Raw genomic sequence first — 16,904 nt, forward strand, 5'->3', positions numbered from 1 at the left:
AGCACCCTCCCCGACTGATCTACTACACAGCGCAGTGGAGATAGCGGTGACGGGAAAGTGCTTCGATTGTGGTATGCCCCTGCTCGTCGGCACGTCGGGTTGGCAGTACCGGGACTGGCGCGACGTGCTGTATCCGAGAAACGTTCCGCAGCGCGCGTGGCTCGAAACCTATGCCGCGGGCTTCGCGACGGTCGAGAGCAACAATGCCTTCTATCGACTGCCCAGCGGCGAGACCTTCGCGGCATGGCGGGATCGCACACCGCCGGACTTCTGTTTCGCGGTCAAGGCCAGCCGTTTCCTCACCCACATCAAGCGGCTGCGTGACCCCGAGGAGCCGGTCGGGCGCTTGCTCGAGCATGCAGGTGTGCTGGGGTACAAGCTGGGGCCGGTGCTCCTGCAACTTCCGCCGACGCTGCGGGTCGATCCGGCACTGCTCGACGCCTGCCTGCGCTGTTTTCCGCCCGAGATCCGGATCGCAGTCGAACCCCGGCACGATTCCTGGTGGATTCCCGAAGTTCGTGCCGTGCTGACGGAATGCGGTGCGGCACTGTGCTGGGCCGATGTCCGGTCCCGCCCGGTCGCCCCGCTGTGGCGCACGGCGGACTGGGGTTATCTGCGACTGCATTCCGGACGTGCGAAACCCGCACCACGCTACGGACGCACGGCACTCACCAGTTGGGCGCGACGGCTGGCCGACACCTGGTCGGATCGCACAGAGGTGTTCGTCTACTTCAACAATGATCCGGGTGGTGCGGCGGTCCGCGACGCGATCATCTTCGCGCGTACCGCCGCCGCGGCCGGAGCCACCGTGAGTCGAACACCCACAACGGTTTTCAGCCGACGATAGCGTTCATAATGGTGCCCGCGCTGGTCGTGATGAGACCACCGACCATCGCGCCAGCGAGCATCTTCGGCGAGTCCAGGGTGCCGCCGCTCCACTTCTCCCAGGCGAAGCGGCCGCCCGCGTAGGTGATGCCGCAGACACCGGACAGCAGGACAAACCAAGTCAGGTAGCGGACCATCTGCAGGATCTTCTCCGAGTTCGGCGGCGCCTCGGGCGTCGGATCCCCGAATTGAGCAAGAACGGTCTCGTGCAAGGTAATCAGCATCATGGGCGCGTACTCATTCCAGGTTGAGGCGGTCAATGAGTGGCAGATAACCGAGCAAAAACCAAATCGCTACCGGGACAGTATGGTCGATGACCACGACTTTCGGGTGGTCTCGGCGGAACCTGTCCGGAATGTCCGAAGGCGCGCGGCGCGCCGGTGCCCGGGTGTAGCATTTCGCCCGAAAACCCCCAACGCGGGAGCTCGGGCACGGCCGGGCTGAGAGGGCGGACCCCACGTTTCGCCGACCGCATGAACCTGTCCGGGTAATGCCGGCGTAGGGAGAGCGGTACCAAGATGTCTACACCTACCCTCGAGCTGTCCGAGCGGCGCGAAGCACCGCTGACCCTGGACCAGCCCGCGCCGAAGGTCCTGTCGTTCTGGGACCAGAGCGCATTCTGGGCGAATCTCGGAGTCAGCCTGTTCGCCTTCTCCGGCGCGTACACGGTACTGGCACCGAACACCGATGGCGCCGCGCAGATCTCCATCGCCGCAGGCATTCTCGCGATGGTCATCGGAACGGTGGTCGGCGGACTCATGCTCGGCCTGGCGGCGGTGCCGGGAGCCCAGACCGGTAAGCCCGCGATGATGCTGCTGCGCGGACTGTTCGGCGCGAAGCTCAGCTACCTGCCGACGGTGCTCAATATCGCGCAACTGATCGGTTGGGGCACTTTCGAACTGATTGTCATCGGCGATGCGGCCGAGGAGTTGTTCGACGGTGGGCCGCACTGGGTCTATGTGGTCGCCGCGGGTGTGCTGACGACGGTATTGACGATCTGGCCGCTCGGTTCGGTACGGATGCTGCGGCGGTTCGTAACCGTCGGCGTGGTGATCGCGTTGATCTGGTTCTACCTCCAGTTCGTCCGCGCGGGTCTGCCGGATCTCACCACCAACCCCGGCCCCGCGGGCGGCGGGCCGTTCGGCGTGGATTGGAATCTCTTCTGGATCGCTAGCGATGCGGCGCTTGCGGTTTCGATCTCGTGGGTGCCGGTGGCGGCCGACTACACTCGGCACTCCCGCAGCACCGGCGCGGCATTCGGCGCGGCCAGTGGGGCGTATGCGTTCACCCAGATCATCGCGTATGTGCTCGGACTGTTCGCATTGGCGCTCGCGTCCGGCGCTGGCGGGGTGTACTCGCCATTCCTGAAGGTCACGCTCGGCGCGGTCTTCTTCTTCGTCTTCGTCTTTCGCGAAGCCGACCAGTCGTTCGCGAATGTGTACTCGACGGCCCTGTCAATCCAGAATCTCGCGCCTCGGGTCGACCGCCGGGTGCTCTCGATCGGTCTCGGCGCGCTCATCACCCTGCTCGCGCTGCGGCTGAATATGGCGAACTACTTCGGCTTCCTCGGCCTGATCGGTTCGGTCTTCGTGCCGCTGCTCGGCGTGCTCGTCGCGGACTTCTTCCTGCGGGCACGGGACCAGTGGGACACCTCGGCGACCGCGCCATCGCGGTGGGGCATGGTTTTCGCCTGGCTGGTAGGACTTTCGGTCTACCAACTGATCAACCCCGGCGACGCCGGAGTGTGGACCGACTTTTGGGTAGACGTGCAGGAAAAGCTGCACTTCACCAAGCAGGCCTGGATGAGCGCGTCCCTCCTGTCGTTCCTGGCCGCGCTCGTCATCGCATGGGGCGTAGGGCGCCTCTCAATGCTGCGCAAGTCCGCGTAGGCCCCGAACCAACGCGCGACTTGGGGCCGACCTGCACGGAGTACACGGCTGAACGAGATTCGCGGCAACTATCGTCAACGCCATGGCTCACGACGTACCCCTGCAGGTGGCGGTGTGTGGACCGCGTGATTGCACAAATACCGAGGCCGAATGGGCCGCGGAGGTGGGGCGACTGCTGGCGGGCGCCGGGGCCACGGTTCTGTGTGGCGGTGGCACCGGCGTCATGGCCGCGGTCGCCGAGGGGGCTTCCGGCGCGGGTGGCTCGTCATCGGGGTCCGACCTGATACCGACCGGTCCGCTGCCTGTCGCGGGCTGTCCGCTGTCCTGTACACCGATATGGGCGAAGGCCGAAACGCGATCCTCATCCACTCCGCCGATGCCGTCATCGTGATCGGCGGCTCCTGGGGCACCCTCTCCGAACTCGCCTTCGCCCGCCACCGCGGCACCATCCCCGTCATCTCGCTCGGCGGCTGGCAACTCCACGACGCCACCGGAAACCCCATCCCCGCAGCCCAACTCGCCGCCGACCCCGCCGACGCCGTCCACCGCGCCCTCACCTGAGCGCCGAACTCTATTCGGCGCCCACGCAGCACTCAGCAGCCGCTGAGTATCGGCCACCCGGGAACCGTTCGCATTCCCGCGCCCGAATCCCCGGATTCCGCAGGATCAGGACAGAAATGGGTGCTGAGTCGGTATGCCCGACCTAGCGGGCGCTCGCGCGCGACAGGTTCCAGCCCTGCCACGTGTCTTCATCGAGATCGAGGCGGATCGCGGACAGCACTTTGCTGCGCTGCGGTTCGGGAAGCCGACCGATGGCAGGGACGATATCGGGAGAAAGACCGCTGAGGTAGCGCGTGTCGAGCTTCCCGCCGTGCTCCCAGCGATCGATATTCCGTTCCGCGACAAGGCCTTCTGGGTTGAGCACTGCCAGCGCGACCAGTGTCGACATCGCCGTGCCGATGGCGGCGCGCGGCAACCAGGTGCCGTCCAGGCGGAGCACCGCCGCGATCATCAGCAGGTACACCAGCCCCAGCCAAAGTTCGCATACCTCGACCAGCACACGCATGACGGTGAAGCCATAAGCCTGCTGGTAGGTCCACATGCGACCGAGGGCGGAGGCGACAATGATCAGCGTCAGCACGCCGATCACGCACAGCAGGATGCGCAACCAGGCCCGGTCGGCGGCGGAATCCTGTGCGGCCCAACGCAGTACGACGGCGATTACGGCAAGGGTGAGGATGGTGACGATCGAAAGCTGCCAGAAGCCGCTGCGCGCGTATTCGGCGTAGGTCAGATTCGCGGTGCGCTGGACGTAGTCGTCACCGCCGAACAGCGCGACGAACTGGGCGGCGACGAAGACCGCGAACAGGATGGTCAGCGCGCCCACCGGCAGTGCCCACTCCAACCGTCGCAAGCATCGGCCGGACGGCGCGCCGGTCGCCGTCGCCCGCGGCCCCGCGAGCAGATACATGGCCCCGACGCTGCCGAGTCCGAGGAGCACGAACAGCACGATCCACCGCACCATCGATCCCGTGTCGAGCTCCGGCGTCACGGCGGCGAGTAGTTTCGCGAATGTCGCGTCGGCGCCACCCAGCAACGGCACGAAAACCGTCAATAATCCGAGCGTCACCGCAACGGATATCCCGGCCCGCCACGACCGCCGTGCCGTACCGTCACCGATCCGACCGAACGCCGAATACACCCACGGAATGCCCGCAAGCGACTCGAACGGCACCGCGATCACGTCGTACCACGCGCCATGCACCGACCGCCGCCCGACGACAGCCAACGACCCAGCCATCCCGGCGCCCACTACACACAGCGCGAACAGCCACCCCGCAGCCCGCACCGCCCCAACCGCCAGCAGCGTGAGCGCCAGGGTCGTCCACCACACTCGACCCCAATTCGCCGCGCGGACAACGAATCTCGATCCAGCGGGATCAGCCTCCGCACCGCCATCTGCCAGTCTCGTCCGGCCGCTGGTCACCAAATGCCCGGGATCATGCTTCGTCGCCCTCGATGCGGGCGATTCCAACGAATCCGGTGTCGACGACGCAACCTCGCCCGTGCTGGTCGAATCAGCCCGATCCGCCCCCACGTTCTTGAGCAACATCCGACCACCGGCAGCCACGGGAGCCGAATGCCCCGGCTCACATTCCACTGCCTTCGAGGCGGGCGATTCCGACGAATCCGGTATCGACACCGCGTCGCCGCTGTTCACCTCGGATCGATCGGATTGCACACCAGTACCTTTGAGCAACGTCCGACCGCCGGGCGCCTCAGCAGTCGAACGTCCTGTGTCATGGGCCGTCTCCTGGGAAGGGGCCGAATGCGTTATCGGCAGCGCTCCTTGGCTCGCTTCCGCCGCCGTACAACGTGCGCGTCGGTCCACCGTGAATACCGCGGCTGCTGCGACCGAACCGGCAAGCACCCAACCGACTCCAGGGCGGTCCAATGGGATGAACACCGCGCCCGCCAGACCTGCGATGCCCGCTGCGGGTAATACGCCGGGCGGACAAGCGATGCGCCGCCACCTCGGCACATGCACAGGCCAGGGTCTCGGCATTGGCAACACGGAGCCAAGCGGCGAAACCGGCGGCGCGGCGGGCGGCAGTGCATTCGACGGCGGGCTCATCGGCACACTCACCTGACTCGACGGACTCGACCACACGTTCGGCGGGCTCGGCGGCGCGGCCGACGGCATTCCCGATGACGCATCCGCCGTACCACTCGACGACACTCCCCGATCCGCAGTCGACAGGCCCGTGGGTGCGCTCGACTCCGTCTGTGCCACGTCCTCGCGCATCGGATCCGATGCGTCCGACACCCGCGCAGCGGACGATGCGGCCGCCCCCTCGGAAGCTGTGTGCTCGTCCGGAATCACATCACTCGCGGACTCGGCCGAGGTCGGCTCATCGCCAACGGACTCGGACGCGGACTGGTCGTCGGACGCCAAGTGTGTCCTCAACCGCCCTGTTTCGGCCGAAGACTCGGCAGCGCTCGGCGCCGATCCCGCTCCTACCTTCGGCCGCGATATCGGTGGCGTGGATGATTCGGGTTGCCATGGGTCGGCTGTGGGTTCGTCGGACATGGTGTCCCTCCTATGGGTGTGCGGGATCGTCCCGGACGTCGTTGGTCCGGGCAGCGGAATTTCGGAGTCGGTTACGGGGCCGGGAGAACCACACGAATGCGGGAGCCCGGATCGGCGACGGCTATGGTGCCGCCGTGTAGGTCGACTATCCAGCGCGAAATGGCAAGGCCGAGTCCGGTACCACCGCCATCGGTGCGCCCGCCGCGGGTGAAGCGGTCGAAGACGGTGGCGCGCTCGGCGATCGGTATGCCGGGGCCTTGGTCTTGGACGTCGATGACAAGACCGCCGCGGTCGACGCGGGCCTCGATGCGGACTTCCCCACCGGCGGGTCCGTGGCGAGCGGCGTTGTCGAGCAGGTTGAGCAACACCTGATGCAAACGTGCACGGTCTGCGAAAACGCTTGCGCTGCTTGGTTGCACGTCGGTGCGGAACCGCACTCCACGCCCGAGCGCTGCGGCGGCCACCTCGGCCTCGGCGACCACCTCGACCAAAAGCGGTGCGACGCTGAGTTCTTCACGGACGAGCGCGCGAGCGCCGGATTCGATGGTGGACAGGTCGAGCAGTTCGGAGACCAGGCGGCCGAGCCGTTCGGTTTGGGCGAGTGCCGTGCGCAGGGTTTTGTCGTCGGGTTCGGATACGCCGTCGACCATGTTCTCCAGCACCGCATTCAGCGCGGTGATCGGGGTGCGCAGTTCGTGGGAGACATTGGCGATCAGGTCGCGGCGCTGTTGGTCGGCGGCGGCCAGGTCGGCCGCCATCTGATTGAAGGCCACGGCCAGTTGCCCGATCTCGTCGCGGGAGCTGGCCCGCACCCGGCGGGTGTAGTCACCCTGCGCCATCCGCTTGGCCGCCGCCGTCATCTCGCGCAGCGGCCGAGTGGCACCATGCGCGAGGATCTGCGAGGTGATCAGCGCGATCACCGTCGCCGTGATCGTCGTCTTCGGTGGCAGCCAGCCGATCCGCAGCCGGAAGAACCCGAATGCCACCCCGGCCGACCCGAGCATCAGAATCGCGAACTTCAGCTTGATCGATGTCACCGGATCCAGCGGTCGCGGCAGCACCTCCGCGACCGCGTCCGATATCGCACGCAGCTTCGGCGAAACAGCCGCGCGCCACGCCCCACCGGCGCGCACGACCTCCCCGGTAGCGCGATCGGAACCGGAATCTCCGCTCATCGTGCGTCCAACGCGTAACCGACACCATGCACCGTACGGATGACGTCGGCGCCGAGCTTGCGGCGCAATGCCTTGATATGACTGTCGACCGCCCGGGTGCCCGCGGCGTCGGCCCAGTCCCACACCTCTTCGAGCAATCGTTCCCGGGCCAGTACCACGCGGGGACGCCGGGCGAGGCGAGCCAGCAGGTCGAATTCGAGCGGAGTGAGTTGGGCTTCCATATCGGCTCGCCACACGCGGCGCTGCTCCACATCGATGCGCAGGTCGCCGACGACGATGGTGGCGACGTCGCGTTCGGCGGCGCGGTCCATGCGGCGTAGTAGAGCGTGGACTCGGGCGGCCAGGACACGAAGCGAGAACGGCTTGGTCAAGTAGTCGTCCGCGCCGACACCGAGACCGATGAGCTGATCGGTTTCGTCGGTGCGCGCGGTGAGCATCAAGACCGGAATCGGGCGCGCGGCCTGTAGGCGGCGGCACACCTCGAGACCGTCGAAGCCGGGCAGCATCACATCCAGCACGACCAGATCGGGCACAACGGCCTCGGCCGCCGCGACCGCACCGGGCCCGTCATGCGCCAGATCGACGGTGAATCCCTCGGCCCGCAGCCGCGCCGCCACCGATTCCGCGATGGTCACCTCATCGTCGACCACCAGAATCCGTCGCGCCACCTGCCCGTTGCCCGCCCCGTGCTGTTCCATGAACCGAAACCCTAGCCACCCGCTGTGGAGAGAAGCCGCGCCAATTGTGGAGATTCCGTGTGCACCGCGGGCGCATGTGCTCGCGGACGACGGCGGAGCCGACGCGATCACATCGTGTCTCACCGAGAGCGAACACCAGAAAGCCGTGCCCATAGCAGACAGTTGGGGACATGGCTGCCATGGGCAGGATCGGGATACGCGTGTCCGATTCCTGCTAGCGACAGCACTCCGGGTCGAGTACGAAACATAAGGCGGACAACGCATCCCGGCGTGCCGCATGCTGAACGGTCATGCCCTGACGCACCGATTCCACCAACCCGGCGGCGCGCAACTGCCCCAGATGATGGCTCACCGTCGACTCCGCCAGCGCTACCGCGGCGGCAAGCTCACGGGTGTTGACTGTGCGGTCCCGCTCGGAAAGCAGTAGCGACATCAGCTTGACCCGCACCGGATCTGCCAGCGCCTTCAGCCGCAATGCCACTTCCAGCGCGACCCGCTCGTCGACCGGAGCCGCCGCCACCGGCGCGCAACAGATCGGCGCGGACACATCGAGCGCAGGTAGCGTCTTCGGCATATCCATATCGTGGCACACATCGAAAGCCCTGAGGAGGCGCGGCGAAAAGGTCAGTCCCGCACCAGAAATACGCCCGCGGCGGCCACTGGGAGCGACGGCTAGCCGATCCGAGATCTCAGACCTGGGCGAGCTTCTTCGCATCCCTGCGGACACCGAACGAGGTGACGATCTCCACGATGCCCAGGATGATCAGCCACCACCCGGCGACCAACGCCAGCGTCGCCACCGACTGGACCGGCCACACGATCAGCACGACACCACCGATCGCGGTAAGGATCCCGAAGAAAGCCTGCCAGCCTCGACCCGGCAGCGCGGGCTCCGAGATCGCCGCCATCAGCAGCGCGACACCGCGGAACAGCCAGCCGATGCCGATCCACAGGCCGAGCAAAAGAATCGACTCCAACTCGTTACGGAAGCAGAAGATACCGATGATGATCGACAAGACACCACTGATGAATGCCAGCACTCGGATTCCGGTGCTGGTGTGCGTGCCGAACGCGGCCAGCAGCTGCAGGAAGCCACTCACCACCAGATAGATGCCGAAGATGATCCCAGCGGCCACCAGTGTCACATTGGGCCAGACCAGGATCATCACACCGAGGACCACCGACAGGATGCCGGTGACCAGAACCGATTGCCACGCACTGCGCGCAAGCGACTGCAGAGGACCCTCTAGCACGCTGTTTGTCGTCATGACGTGATGTTAGGACTTGCAGCAGAGGTTTTCTGGAGATTTGCTCGACAAGTGCCCTGACCGGGCCGCCCGGACTAGGCGGATGCTGAGATGTTGACCATCCACGCGACGCCGAAGCGGTCCAGGCACATGCCGAATTCGTCGCCCCACATCTGCTTCTCCAACGGCACGGTCACGGTGCCACCCGCGCACAGCTTGTCCCAGTAGCCGCGCAGTTCCTTGGCGTCGTCACCGCTGAGACTGATCGAAATGCTGCTTCCTGGTTTGTATTCCATACCTGGCGGGGTATCCGAAGCCATCAACGTGAATCCGCTCGGCGTCTGCAGCATGCCGTGCATGATCAGCTCCGCGCCAGGCGCGTCCTTATCCCCCATATCCCCGAAGGTCTGCATGGTCAGCGTGCCGTCGAACACATCTCGATAGAACTGCAATGCGGTCCGCGCCGAGTCCGAAAAACTGATGTACGGATTGAGTCGGGAGGTCATGGAAACGCTCCTTAGGTGGTAGTGGCCGCCATCGCTGAGGTTAGTCCTCCGGCTCGACCACGGGCTCGATAACGAGCTACCCGCTCACGTTTATCGCCGACGGGGCTCGGGTAGTCATCCCTCAGTGGCTCTCGTCGTGTGCACCCATGAGGTGAAGCGGGTGGGTCGGGTTCGCGATCTCGGGTGGCTAGGAGAAGAGGGTGGCGGTTGTTCTCGTGCTGCAGGCACGTGGCCTCGGTGATCTGCTCACCGCGGTTCCCGCGTTGCGCGCGCTGCGACGGGCGAAACCGCACGATCAGATCATCCTAGCCGCTCCGCACCGTTTGAAGCCGATCGTCGACCTCATCGCCTCCGTCGACTCCATGATCCCCACCGCTGACCTCGGCGATCTGCGCTGGGACGCTCCCGAACCCGCACTCGCGGTGAATCTGCACGGGCCGAGCGCCGAGAGCATCGTCGCGCTCACCAAGACCGATCCCGGGCGCATCCTCTCCTACCGCAATCCGGCCTTCCCGGAGTTCGACGGCCCGGAATGGCAGACCGATATGCACCACGTCGAGCGGTGGTGCCATCTGCTCGAATCCGACGGCATCGTCGCCGATCGCCGCAATCTCGGACTCGTCCCGCCGGTCGCGACCACCAGTCGTCGCGATTGTGTCGTGGTGCACGTCGGTGCGGGTGCACCGGCCCGCCGCTGGCCGCCGGACCGGTTTGCCGCGGTTGTACGGCATCTGCTGGTGCTCGGCCGCGAGGTGGTGCTCACCGGTGACGAGTCCGAGCGCTATACCGCGCTGAATATCGCCGCCCGTGGCGGGCTGCCCGTGGACCGGGTGCTCGCCGGCGAGCAGAATCTCATCGAACTCGCGGCCACGGTCGCCGAGGCCGCGCTGGTCATCTCTGGCGATACCGGCGTCGCACATCTGGCCACCGCGTTCGGCACCCGCACCGTCTTGCTGTTCGGTCCGACACCGCCACACTGGGGTGGTCCGCCACCGCATCTTCTCGGCAGGCATGCGATGCTGTGGGCCGGTCAGCTCGGCGATCCGATGGCCGATACGCCTGACCCCGGATTGCTGCGGATCGGCGTCACCGAGGTGATCAGCGCAGTCGACAAGCAGCTCGCCAAGCGAGCGTGGCCGGGTAGCGGAAACAATCGCGGGCGAACGGCGTATCGCCGCGTGGGTTGACCTCACAGCGATATTCAGGTGTCGCCCTCGGCGCGAGCGTTGCTCAAAGCGGCGGCATAGGCCGCTAGCGCGCTGGGCCAGAACTGCTCCAGATAATCGCGCGCATCGCCCAGTCCGCGAGGATCCAGAAAGTACCACCGCCGATTCCCGTCCGGGCGCATCATCACCAGGCGAGCCTCGCGCAGTACACGTAGATGCTGGGAGGCCGCCGAACTCGTCACGCCGACGAGCTTCGCCAGATCGCCGACAGACAGCGGAGCGGTCGGCAATGCCTCGAAGATGGCCCGGCGGGTCGGGTCGGCGAGCGCCTCGATGGCACGAACTCCATTAGTCGCCACTGAAATAGTGTGACCACCTGACATCATGCTGGTCAATTCCGCAGTATTCGACATATCGCCAGGCGGACCACCCACCACGACGTTCCGTTACCTATTCGTCATCAACCAACTGGGCTTTTGCCGACAAGTGACGGTTGCCACACGATAGCGGAACCCTCACGATGGTCCCGTAGCTTCAAGCCATGCCCGTGACCGTACCGTTACCTTATTGTCTCGGCGGGACCCGTTCACGCCGCAACCGCGCCGCGACCCGGGTTGTTGCCGCGGCCGCAATCGTCAGCGCATCGCTCGGCGTAACGTCCGCCGCGGACCCCGACACACAGCCCCGGAGTACCGCCAAGACCGATCAGTCGGCCGATCAGGCCGAGGGCGCCGCCACTTTAACCGCGTTCACCCCGCCCGAGGCCCAGATACCCCAGACCGTTCCCGAGGCCGTGGTCTGGGAGCAGAACCGCATAGCCGCGGAGGCGGCCCGGCCGCGCACCGTTCGTCCCATCCAGGGCGTGCTGACATCCAACTTCGGCATGCGCTGGGGTGCGCAACACGCGGGCCTCGATTTCGCCGACCCCATCGGGACCCCGATCGCCGCGGTCACTGACGGCACCGTCATCGATGCGGGTCCGGCTTCCGGGTTCGGTCAGTGGGTGCGGGTGCAGCAGGATGACGGCACCATCGGCATCTACGGCCATGTAAACGATATTCTCGCCACCGTCGGTCAGCAGGTGCGCGCGGGCGATGTCATCGCGACCGTCGGCAACCGTGGCTTCTCCACCGGCCCGCACCTGCACTACGAAATCCACTCGGACAACGGCACGCCGATCGATCCGAGGCCCTGGCTCGGCGCGCGCGGTATCGCCGTCGGCATCGCCTCGGAATAGCGGGCTCGTCCGATTCGGCCACCCGCGCATTCGCGATTCGATGAGCAGATTGCACATGCACCCGGTGGCCGAATTCCAGTACCTCGGTACTACCTGCGAATGGCGCCGCAGCGGGACGTGACCGAGCGGCGTGGATTTCTACCGTCGGTTCATGCCGACGATCGATACCCTTTCCGCCCCTGGCAATTCCGCGCGCCACCGCCGTCCCGCTGTCGCCCCCTACCTGCCGCGCGGTGGCCGCCTGCACCGCCCACTGCTCTGGATGGTGGCCACTATGGCCGCGCTGGTCCTGTTCTCGGCCGCTGGCATGGTGTTCGACACTCGGATGCTGCTCGACGAATCCGTGTGGCTCAAGCCGTTCAAGTTCGGGCTCGCATTCGTGCTCTACGGAATCACGCTGGCGTGGCTGCTGTCGCTGCCGCACAGGGGAAGTCGGGTCACCTGGTGGATGGGAACGGTGTTCGCCGTCACCGGAGTCATGGACGTCGGGTTCATCGTGGTGCAGGCCGCCCGCGGCACCTACAGCCATTTCAATGACGAGACCGACGCGGTGAATTCAATCGGTCAGCTGGTGTTCGCGTCCGGTGTGCCGGCCTTGTTCTTCGCGAATCTCGTTATCGTGCTGATCCTTTCATGGCAGCGGCTGGTGGACCGGCCGACCGCGCGGGCCATTCACACCGGACTCGGTCTTGCTGTCGCCGGAATGGCCCTCGGGTACCTGATGGGGTTCACCGGGAAACAGCTGGTGCGCGACGCCGATGGCAATGTGGTCGAGTTGGTGGCTGGACACACCGTGCTGGACATTGCGTCGTTGAATGCACGTGACGGTGTCGGCGGTATGCCGATCACGGGCTGGAGCACCATCGGGGGCGATCTGCGTATCCCGCATTTCCTCGGGCTGCACGCCATTCAGGTGTTACTGCTCGCGGTTGTCGCGTTGGCCTGGTTGGCGCCGCGCAATCCGTGGCTGCGGGACGAACGCACGCGCGCCGCATTGATCGGTGTGTTCGCATCGGGCTATACCGGGCTGCTCGCGATCGTGCTCTGGCAGGCGATGCGGGCGCAGTCACTGGTGCATCCGGACGGTCGAACGCTGTTCGCCGTCGGTGTATTGATCTCGGTGGTTACGCTGCTGACCCTCGCCGTCTACTGGCGGGCGCACACCGCGGCGGCAACGCCCGGAGCGCGGTGCGACCGTTCGCCGCGGGCACGCACATCCGCGGGTAGTAGCGACGTTCACTAAGCTCCTGCTCCTATGGCCCTCAACGCGACACTGCACAACTTCGCCGTCCAACTCGCCGACGTCGACCGTGCCGTCTATCAGGAGTTGGAGTTGCGGGTTGCGCGCCACCCGTCCGAATCCGCCGAGTTCATGCTGACGCGACTGCTCGCCTACTGCCTCGAGTACGAGGAGGGCATTGCCTTCAGTGACGGGGGCGTTTCGTCCACCGACGAGCCCGCGGTGCTGGTGCGCGATCTCACCGGACGGCTCACCGCCTGGATCGAGGTCGGCGCACCCGATGCCGAGCGCGTACACCGCGGCAGCAAATCGGCCGAGCGCGTTGCCATCTATACCCATCGCGACCCGGCCAAGGTGCTCGCGCAGCTCGCCGGTAAGCGGATCCACCGCGCCGAAACGATTCCGCTGTATAGCTTCGATCGCGACTTCATCGATTCCGCGGTAGCCGCGATCGAACGCCGCAACGCGGTTACGCTCTCGATTACCGAACGACTGCTGTACCTGGATCTCAATGGCACTGGCCTGAGCACATCGGTCGAAGAGCGCGGACTCGGCTAGCTGTCGACGGTCACCGTAGCCGTTCGGCCTCGCGGGTGAGAGTCAACAGCGTGGCGCTCAGTGCCGCTAGCTCTTCGGTATCGGCACCCTCGTCGATTGCGGTGGCGACGTCCTCGGCGGCGCAGCGGGCGGCGAACCAGCGGTCGGCCAGATCGGCCGCCTCCTGGGCGCTCAGCACCACCGAATCTTCCGGAATTCCGGTTCCCTTCAGGCTGTTGCGGTGTTCGTAGGCGCGTTGGCGACAGGACTGACGGCAGTACCGGCGACGACGTCCGGCCTCCGATTCGACGATCTCCCGCCCACACCACAGGCAGCAGGACAGCACGCGGCGCGACATGACGCAGAACCCTAATGGTTATGCCGACCGAATGAGACGCCCGACCCTGGTTTGCCGGCGCGGCGCGGGCGTGGCGGAGTCCGGCCGGGACACCCACTACAATGCAACGGTTGGCCCCGCGCTGGCGACTGCTTGCAGGTCGCTCGAAAGGGCCAGCGCCGATGGGGAACTATTGGCGCAGGCACGATCGTTACATCTAAGGTCCAGCGAGCGTCACGCGTTCGTCCGGTAGTGACCGACGAAGGACGCGGTCGCAGCGCAACAAGACTCGAGCACACAGGGAGAGGCACACCATGGCAGATCGCGTACTCCGGGGAAGTCGGCTCGGAGCGGTGAGCTACGAAACCGATCGCGACCACGACCTGGCCCCACGACGGGTTGCTCGGTACCGGACCGATAACGGCGAGGAGTTCGACGTCCCCTTCGCCGACGACGCCGAGATCCCCCCGACCTGGCTCTGCCGCAACGGCCAGGAGGGCACCCTCATGGAGGGCACCACCCAGGAGACCAAGAAGGTCAAGCCGCCGCGCACGCACTGGGACATGCTGCTGGAGCGTCGCAGCAAGGAGGAGCTCGAGGAGCTGCTGAAAGAGCGGCTCGACCTGTTGAAGACCCGGCGTCGGGTTTAGGTTTCCTCCGGGCTCTCCGAGATCTTCGTGACGGAGGTTGTGGGCGGAACTGCGCAGGAACCTTCGAAGACGTGAGAAGGCCGCTTGTATCAGCTGGTGCAGGCGGCCTTTCTCGTACCCCAGTCCCGGTGGCGGGTAACGTATTTCCCTCGAGCCCGAGGTTTGGGATGCCGTTTGTGGCAGCTGCACACCGGTATAGCAGGCGCGCAGCTGCCAGAAGACGTGCTGGGGACCGGCCTTCGGCACCGACCTGACGCTGCATGGCGGCTGGGGCAGTAGGCGTCACCGTTTCATTCGACTCGCTGCCGGCGCACCGCCACCGCGAGCACTACTTGCTGGCGACCTTGCGGTAGCGCAGCAGAGCCAACGGCACGACCACCACCAGGATGGCGAGGGAACACGCCACCGCGTACTCGATGCAGTGGTCGGCAGGCCAACCGGTTGGGGTGCCGAACGCAGGTGGTGCCCCATTGTCGAAGAGCTTCCGGCCGGCGGCGGAAACTGCGGTAATGGGGTTCCATTCGGCGACGGCGCGCAGCGGGCCCGGCAGCGATTCCGCGGAGATGAAGGCCGAGGAGATGAATGTCAGCGGGAACAGCCAGATCAAGCCCGCACTTTGCGCAACCTCGATGGTAGGTGCGAGCAGACCGGTGATAGCCCCGACCCAGGACATGGCGAAAGCGAACAGCAGGATTATCGCGAAAGCCAGTACGGCATCGGCGATCCCGCCGTTGATACGCCAGCCGACGATATAGCCGCAGCCGACCATGACAGCCAGGCTCACGATATTCACCACCAGATCCGAGAGTGTGCGGCCCATCAGCACCGCCAGCCGCGACATCGGCAGTGTGCGCATGCGGTCGATGATGCCCTTTTCCAGATCGCCCGCCAGGCCGACCGTGGTGAAGGCGGCGTTGAAAGCGACTGTCTGGGTGAAGATTCCGGCGAGCAAGAATTCGCGATATTGGCCGCCGCCGAGTGAGGCGCCGAAGATGTATGCGAACAGAAAGACGAACATCAGCGGCTGGATAGTCGCGGTCACCAGCAGGGTCGGAACCCGCAGTATGGTCAGCAGATTACGGTAGGCGACGATGGCGCTGTCCCGGACGATCCGGGCGTGGGGCTGCGGAATCTCCTGCGGGGATTCGGTTTTCGCGGTCGGTTCCGCTTCGGCGCGCGCGACTGCGGTGCTCATCAAGACAAGATCTCCTCTTGTACATCGTCGGTTTCCGGCTCGAGTTCGTGCGCGGTGGTGCCGGTAAGGGACAGGAATACGTCGTCGAGACTGGGCCGATGCACCCTGGCGTCGACCACGCACACCCCGGCATCGTCGAGCCTGCGCAGCGCTTCGACCATGGTTCGGGTGCCGTCGGCAACCACGATGGACACTTCGTCCGCGCCCCGATCATGGGTCGGCTCACCGATACCGACCTGCGCGAGGATCGTCAGCGGGGGCAGCACGTCCTGGCCTGCGGCCAGCGTGACGGTGAGCCGGTCGCCACCGATGGAGGTCTTCAGCTCGTCGGCCGAACCCTTGGCGATGACCTGCCCGCGATCGATGACCGTGATGCGGTCGGCGAGTTGGTCGGCCTCCTCCAGATACTGGGTGGTGAGCAGGACCGTGGTGCCGTCGTCGACGAGATCGCCGATGACGCCCCACATATCGAGACGGCCGCGCGGATCCAGTCCGGTGGTCGGCTCGTCGAGCACCACCACCGCCGGCCGCGCCACCAATGCCCCGGCCAGGTCGAGCCGCCGCGCCATACCGCCAGAATAGGTACCCGCGCGGCGGTGCGCGGCATGGTCCAGTCCGAAAGAGCTCAGCAACTCCGCCGCGCGCGCTGTAGCCTGCCGCTGCGACATTCCGTACAGCCGCGCCACCATGCGCAGATTCTCATACCCGGTCAGGTTGGCGTCGACCGCCGCGTACTGACCGGACAGCCCGATGCGCCGCCGCGCGGCCGCCGGATCGTGCAAGACATCGATACCGGCCACCCGCACCGATCCGGCACAAGGCCGCAGCAGGGTGGTCACGATGCGCACCGTCGTCGTCTTACCCGCACCGTTCGGCCCGAGCAGCGCCATCACCGTGCCCGCCGGAATCTGCAGGTCGATCTCGTCCAGCACTCGCAGCCGGCCGTAAGTCTTGACCAGCCCGAGCACCTCTACCGCCAGACTCACGACGCTACCTGCCGACCCATCGCCCCCTGTGCCCACACTCTCGCCGGGCCTGTCACGAACTGCTC

General features: G+C 66.0%; 18 protein-coding genes, 1 pseudogene and 1 riboswitch. Of the genes and pseudogenes, 8 read left to right on the forward strand and 11 right to left on the reverse strand.

The features are described from left to right. Nucleotides 1–73: 73 nt before the first annotated feature. Nucleotides 74–847: a DUF72 domain-containing protein gene (locus AB0J29_RS04870; RefSeq protein WP_364779340.1), complete on the forward strand. Its 774-nt coding sequence runs from the start codon at nucleotides 74–76 to the stop codon at nucleotides 845–847. On the opposite strand, the gene AB0J29_RS04875 is transcribed toward AB0J29_RS04870, so the two are convergent. Beyond that, nucleotides 834–1,112: a hypothetical protein gene (locus AB0J29_RS04875; protein WP_364495358.1), complete on the reverse strand. Its 279-nt coding sequence runs from the start codon at nucleotides 1,110–1,112 to the stop codon at nucleotides 834–836. The genes AB0J29_RS04870 and AB0J29_RS04875 overlap by 14 nt on opposite strands. Nucleotides 1,113–1,292: 180 nt before the next feature. Then, a riboswitch (TPP riboswitch) is annotated at nucleotides 1,293–1,407 on the forward strand. Between AB0J29_RS04875 and AB0J29_RS04880 the strand changes: the two genes are divergently transcribed. Together AB0J29_RS04880 and AB0J29_RS04885 are read left to right on the forward strand one after the other, a co-directional pair. Next, a complete protein-coding gene (locus AB0J29_RS04880) occupies nucleotides 1,404–2,774 on the forward strand; it encodes a cytosine permease (protein WP_364779343.1) in 1,371 nt (456 codons plus the stop codon). Its footprint overlaps the riboswitch before it by 4 nt. Nucleotides 2,775–2,856: 82 nt before the next feature. After that, nucleotides 2,857–3,335 (forward strand): annotated as a pseudogene (locus AB0J29_RS04885) (dethiobiotin synthetase). 142 nt (nucleotides 3,336–3,477) lie between these two features. On the opposite strand, the gene AB0J29_RS04890 reads toward AB0J29_RS04885, so the two are convergent. The 6 genes from AB0J29_RS04890 to AB0J29_RS04915 form a co-directional block, all read right to left on the reverse strand. Beyond that, on the reverse strand, nucleotides 3,478–4,668 hold the full coding sequence (locus tag AB0J29_RS04890; RefSeq protein WP_364779346.1) for a DUF4173 domain-containing protein: 1,191 nt from the start codon (nucleotides 4,666–4,668) through the stop codon (nucleotides 3,478–3,480). Between the two features lie 1,268 nt (nucleotides 4,669–5,936). Further along, nucleotides 5,937–7,040 carry an ATP-binding protein gene (locus AB0J29_RS04895; RefSeq protein ID WP_364779349.1) on the reverse strand — a complete coding sequence of 368 codons (1,104 nt, stop codon included), beginning with the start codon at nucleotides 7,038–7,040 and terminating at the stop codon, nucleotides 5,937–5,939. After that, entirely contained in the window at nucleotides 7,037–7,738 is a 702-nt protein-coding gene (locus tag AB0J29_RS04900) for a response regulator transcription factor (RefSeq protein ID WP_364779352.1), read from the reverse strand. The genes AB0J29_RS04895 and AB0J29_RS04900 overlap by 4 nt, the downstream gene beginning before the upstream one ends. Nucleotides 7,739–7,952: 214 nt before the next feature. Further along, entirely contained in the window at nucleotides 7,953–8,312 is a 360-nt protein-coding gene (locus tag AB0J29_RS04905) for an Rv2640c family ArsR-like transcriptional regulator (protein WP_364779355.1), read from the reverse strand. 115 nt (nucleotides 8,313–8,427) lie between these two features. Continuing rightward, nucleotides 8,428–9,006 (reverse strand): HdeD family acid-resistance protein, encoded by a 579-nt coding sequence (locus tag AB0J29_RS04910; RefSeq protein WP_364779358.1) that lies wholly within the window; start codon nucleotides 9,004–9,006, stop codon nucleotides 8,428–8,430. 74 nt (nucleotides 9,007–9,080) lie between these two features. Next, nucleotides 9,081–9,491: a VOC family protein gene (locus AB0J29_RS04915; RefSeq protein ID WP_364779361.1), complete on the reverse strand. Its 411-nt coding sequence runs from the start codon at nucleotides 9,489–9,491 to the stop codon at nucleotides 9,081–9,083. A gap of 200 nt (nucleotides 9,492–9,691) precedes the next feature. Here AB0J29_RS04915 and AB0J29_RS04920 point away from each other — a divergent pair, with 200 nt between their 5' ends. Then, the gene (locus tag AB0J29_RS04920) at nucleotides 9,692–10,678 is read left to right on the forward strand and encodes a glycosyltransferase family 9 protein (RefSeq protein WP_364779364.1); all 987 of its coding nucleotides are present in this window, start codon (nucleotides 9,692–9,694) and stop codon (nucleotides 10,676–10,678) included. A gap of 14 nt (nucleotides 10,679–10,692) precedes the next feature. Here AB0J29_RS04920 and AB0J29_RS04925 read toward each other — a convergent pair whose 3' ends face one another. Continuing rightward, nucleotides 10,693–11,016: a metalloregulator ArsR/SmtB family transcription factor gene (locus AB0J29_RS04925; RefSeq protein ID WP_364779367.1), complete on the reverse strand. Its 324-nt coding sequence runs from the start codon at nucleotides 11,014–11,016 to the stop codon at nucleotides 10,693–10,695. A gap of 182 nt (nucleotides 11,017–11,198) precedes the next feature. On the opposite strand from AB0J29_RS04925, the gene AB0J29_RS04930 reads away from it, so the two are divergent. The 3 genes from AB0J29_RS04930 (at nucleotide 11,199) to AB0J29_RS04940 (ending at nucleotide 13,692) form a co-directional block, all read left to right on the forward strand. After that, nucleotides 11,199–11,894, forward strand: coding sequence for a M23 family metallopeptidase (locus AB0J29_RS04930; RefSeq protein ID WP_364779370.1), 696 nt, complete (start codon nucleotides 11,199–11,201; stop codon nucleotides 11,892–11,894). Nucleotides 11,895–12,045: 151 nt separating this feature from the next. Continuing rightward, a complete protein-coding gene (locus AB0J29_RS04935; protein WP_364779373.1) occupies nucleotides 12,046–13,137 on the forward strand; it encodes a hypothetical protein in 1,092 nt (363 codons plus the stop codon). Between the two features lie 12 nt (nucleotides 13,138–13,149). After that, nucleotides 13,150–13,692, forward strand: a complete 543-nt coding sequence (locus tag AB0J29_RS04940) for a YaeQ family protein (protein ID WP_364779376.1) — start codon at nucleotides 13,150–13,152, stop codon at nucleotides 13,690–13,692. 10 nt (nucleotides 13,693–13,702) lie between these two features. On the opposite strand, the gene AB0J29_RS04945 is transcribed toward AB0J29_RS04940, so the two are convergent. Further along, nucleotides 13,703–14,029, reverse strand: coding sequence for a hypothetical protein (locus tag AB0J29_RS04945; RefSeq protein ID WP_364779379.1), 327 nt, complete (start codon nucleotides 14,027–14,029; stop codon nucleotides 13,703–13,705). Between the two features lie 293 nt (nucleotides 14,030–14,322). Between AB0J29_RS04945 and AB0J29_RS04950 the strand changes: the two genes are divergently transcribed. Continuing rightward, nucleotides 14,323–14,658 (forward strand): RNA polymerase-binding protein RbpA, encoded by a 336-nt coding sequence (locus AB0J29_RS04950; RefSeq protein ID WP_364495313.1) that lies wholly within the window; start codon nucleotides 14,323–14,325, stop codon nucleotides 14,656–14,658. 328 nt (nucleotides 14,659–14,986) lie between these two features. Here the strand turns inward: AB0J29_RS04950 and AB0J29_RS04955 are convergent, their stop codons facing one another. Continuing rightward, nucleotides 14,987–15,853 (reverse strand): ABC transporter permease, encoded by an 867-nt coding sequence (locus tag AB0J29_RS04955; RefSeq protein ID WP_364779382.1) that lies wholly within the window; start codon nucleotides 15,851–15,853, stop codon nucleotides 14,987–14,989. Next, complete coding sequence (locus AB0J29_RS04960; RefSeq protein ID WP_364779385.1) at nucleotides 15,853–16,839, reverse strand: ATP-binding cassette domain-containing protein; 987 nt, start codon at nucleotides 16,837–16,839, stop codon at nucleotides 15,853–15,855. The genes AB0J29_RS04955 and AB0J29_RS04960 overlap by 1 nt, the downstream gene beginning before the upstream one ends. Between the last annotated feature and the right edge of the window lie 65 nt (nucleotides 16,840–16,904).

The organism is Nocardia sp. NPDC049707 (assembly GCF_040674855.1).
In the GTDB taxonomy this organism is placed as follows: Bacteria; Actinomycetota; Actinomycetes; order Mycobacteriales; family Mycobacteriaceae; genus Nocardia.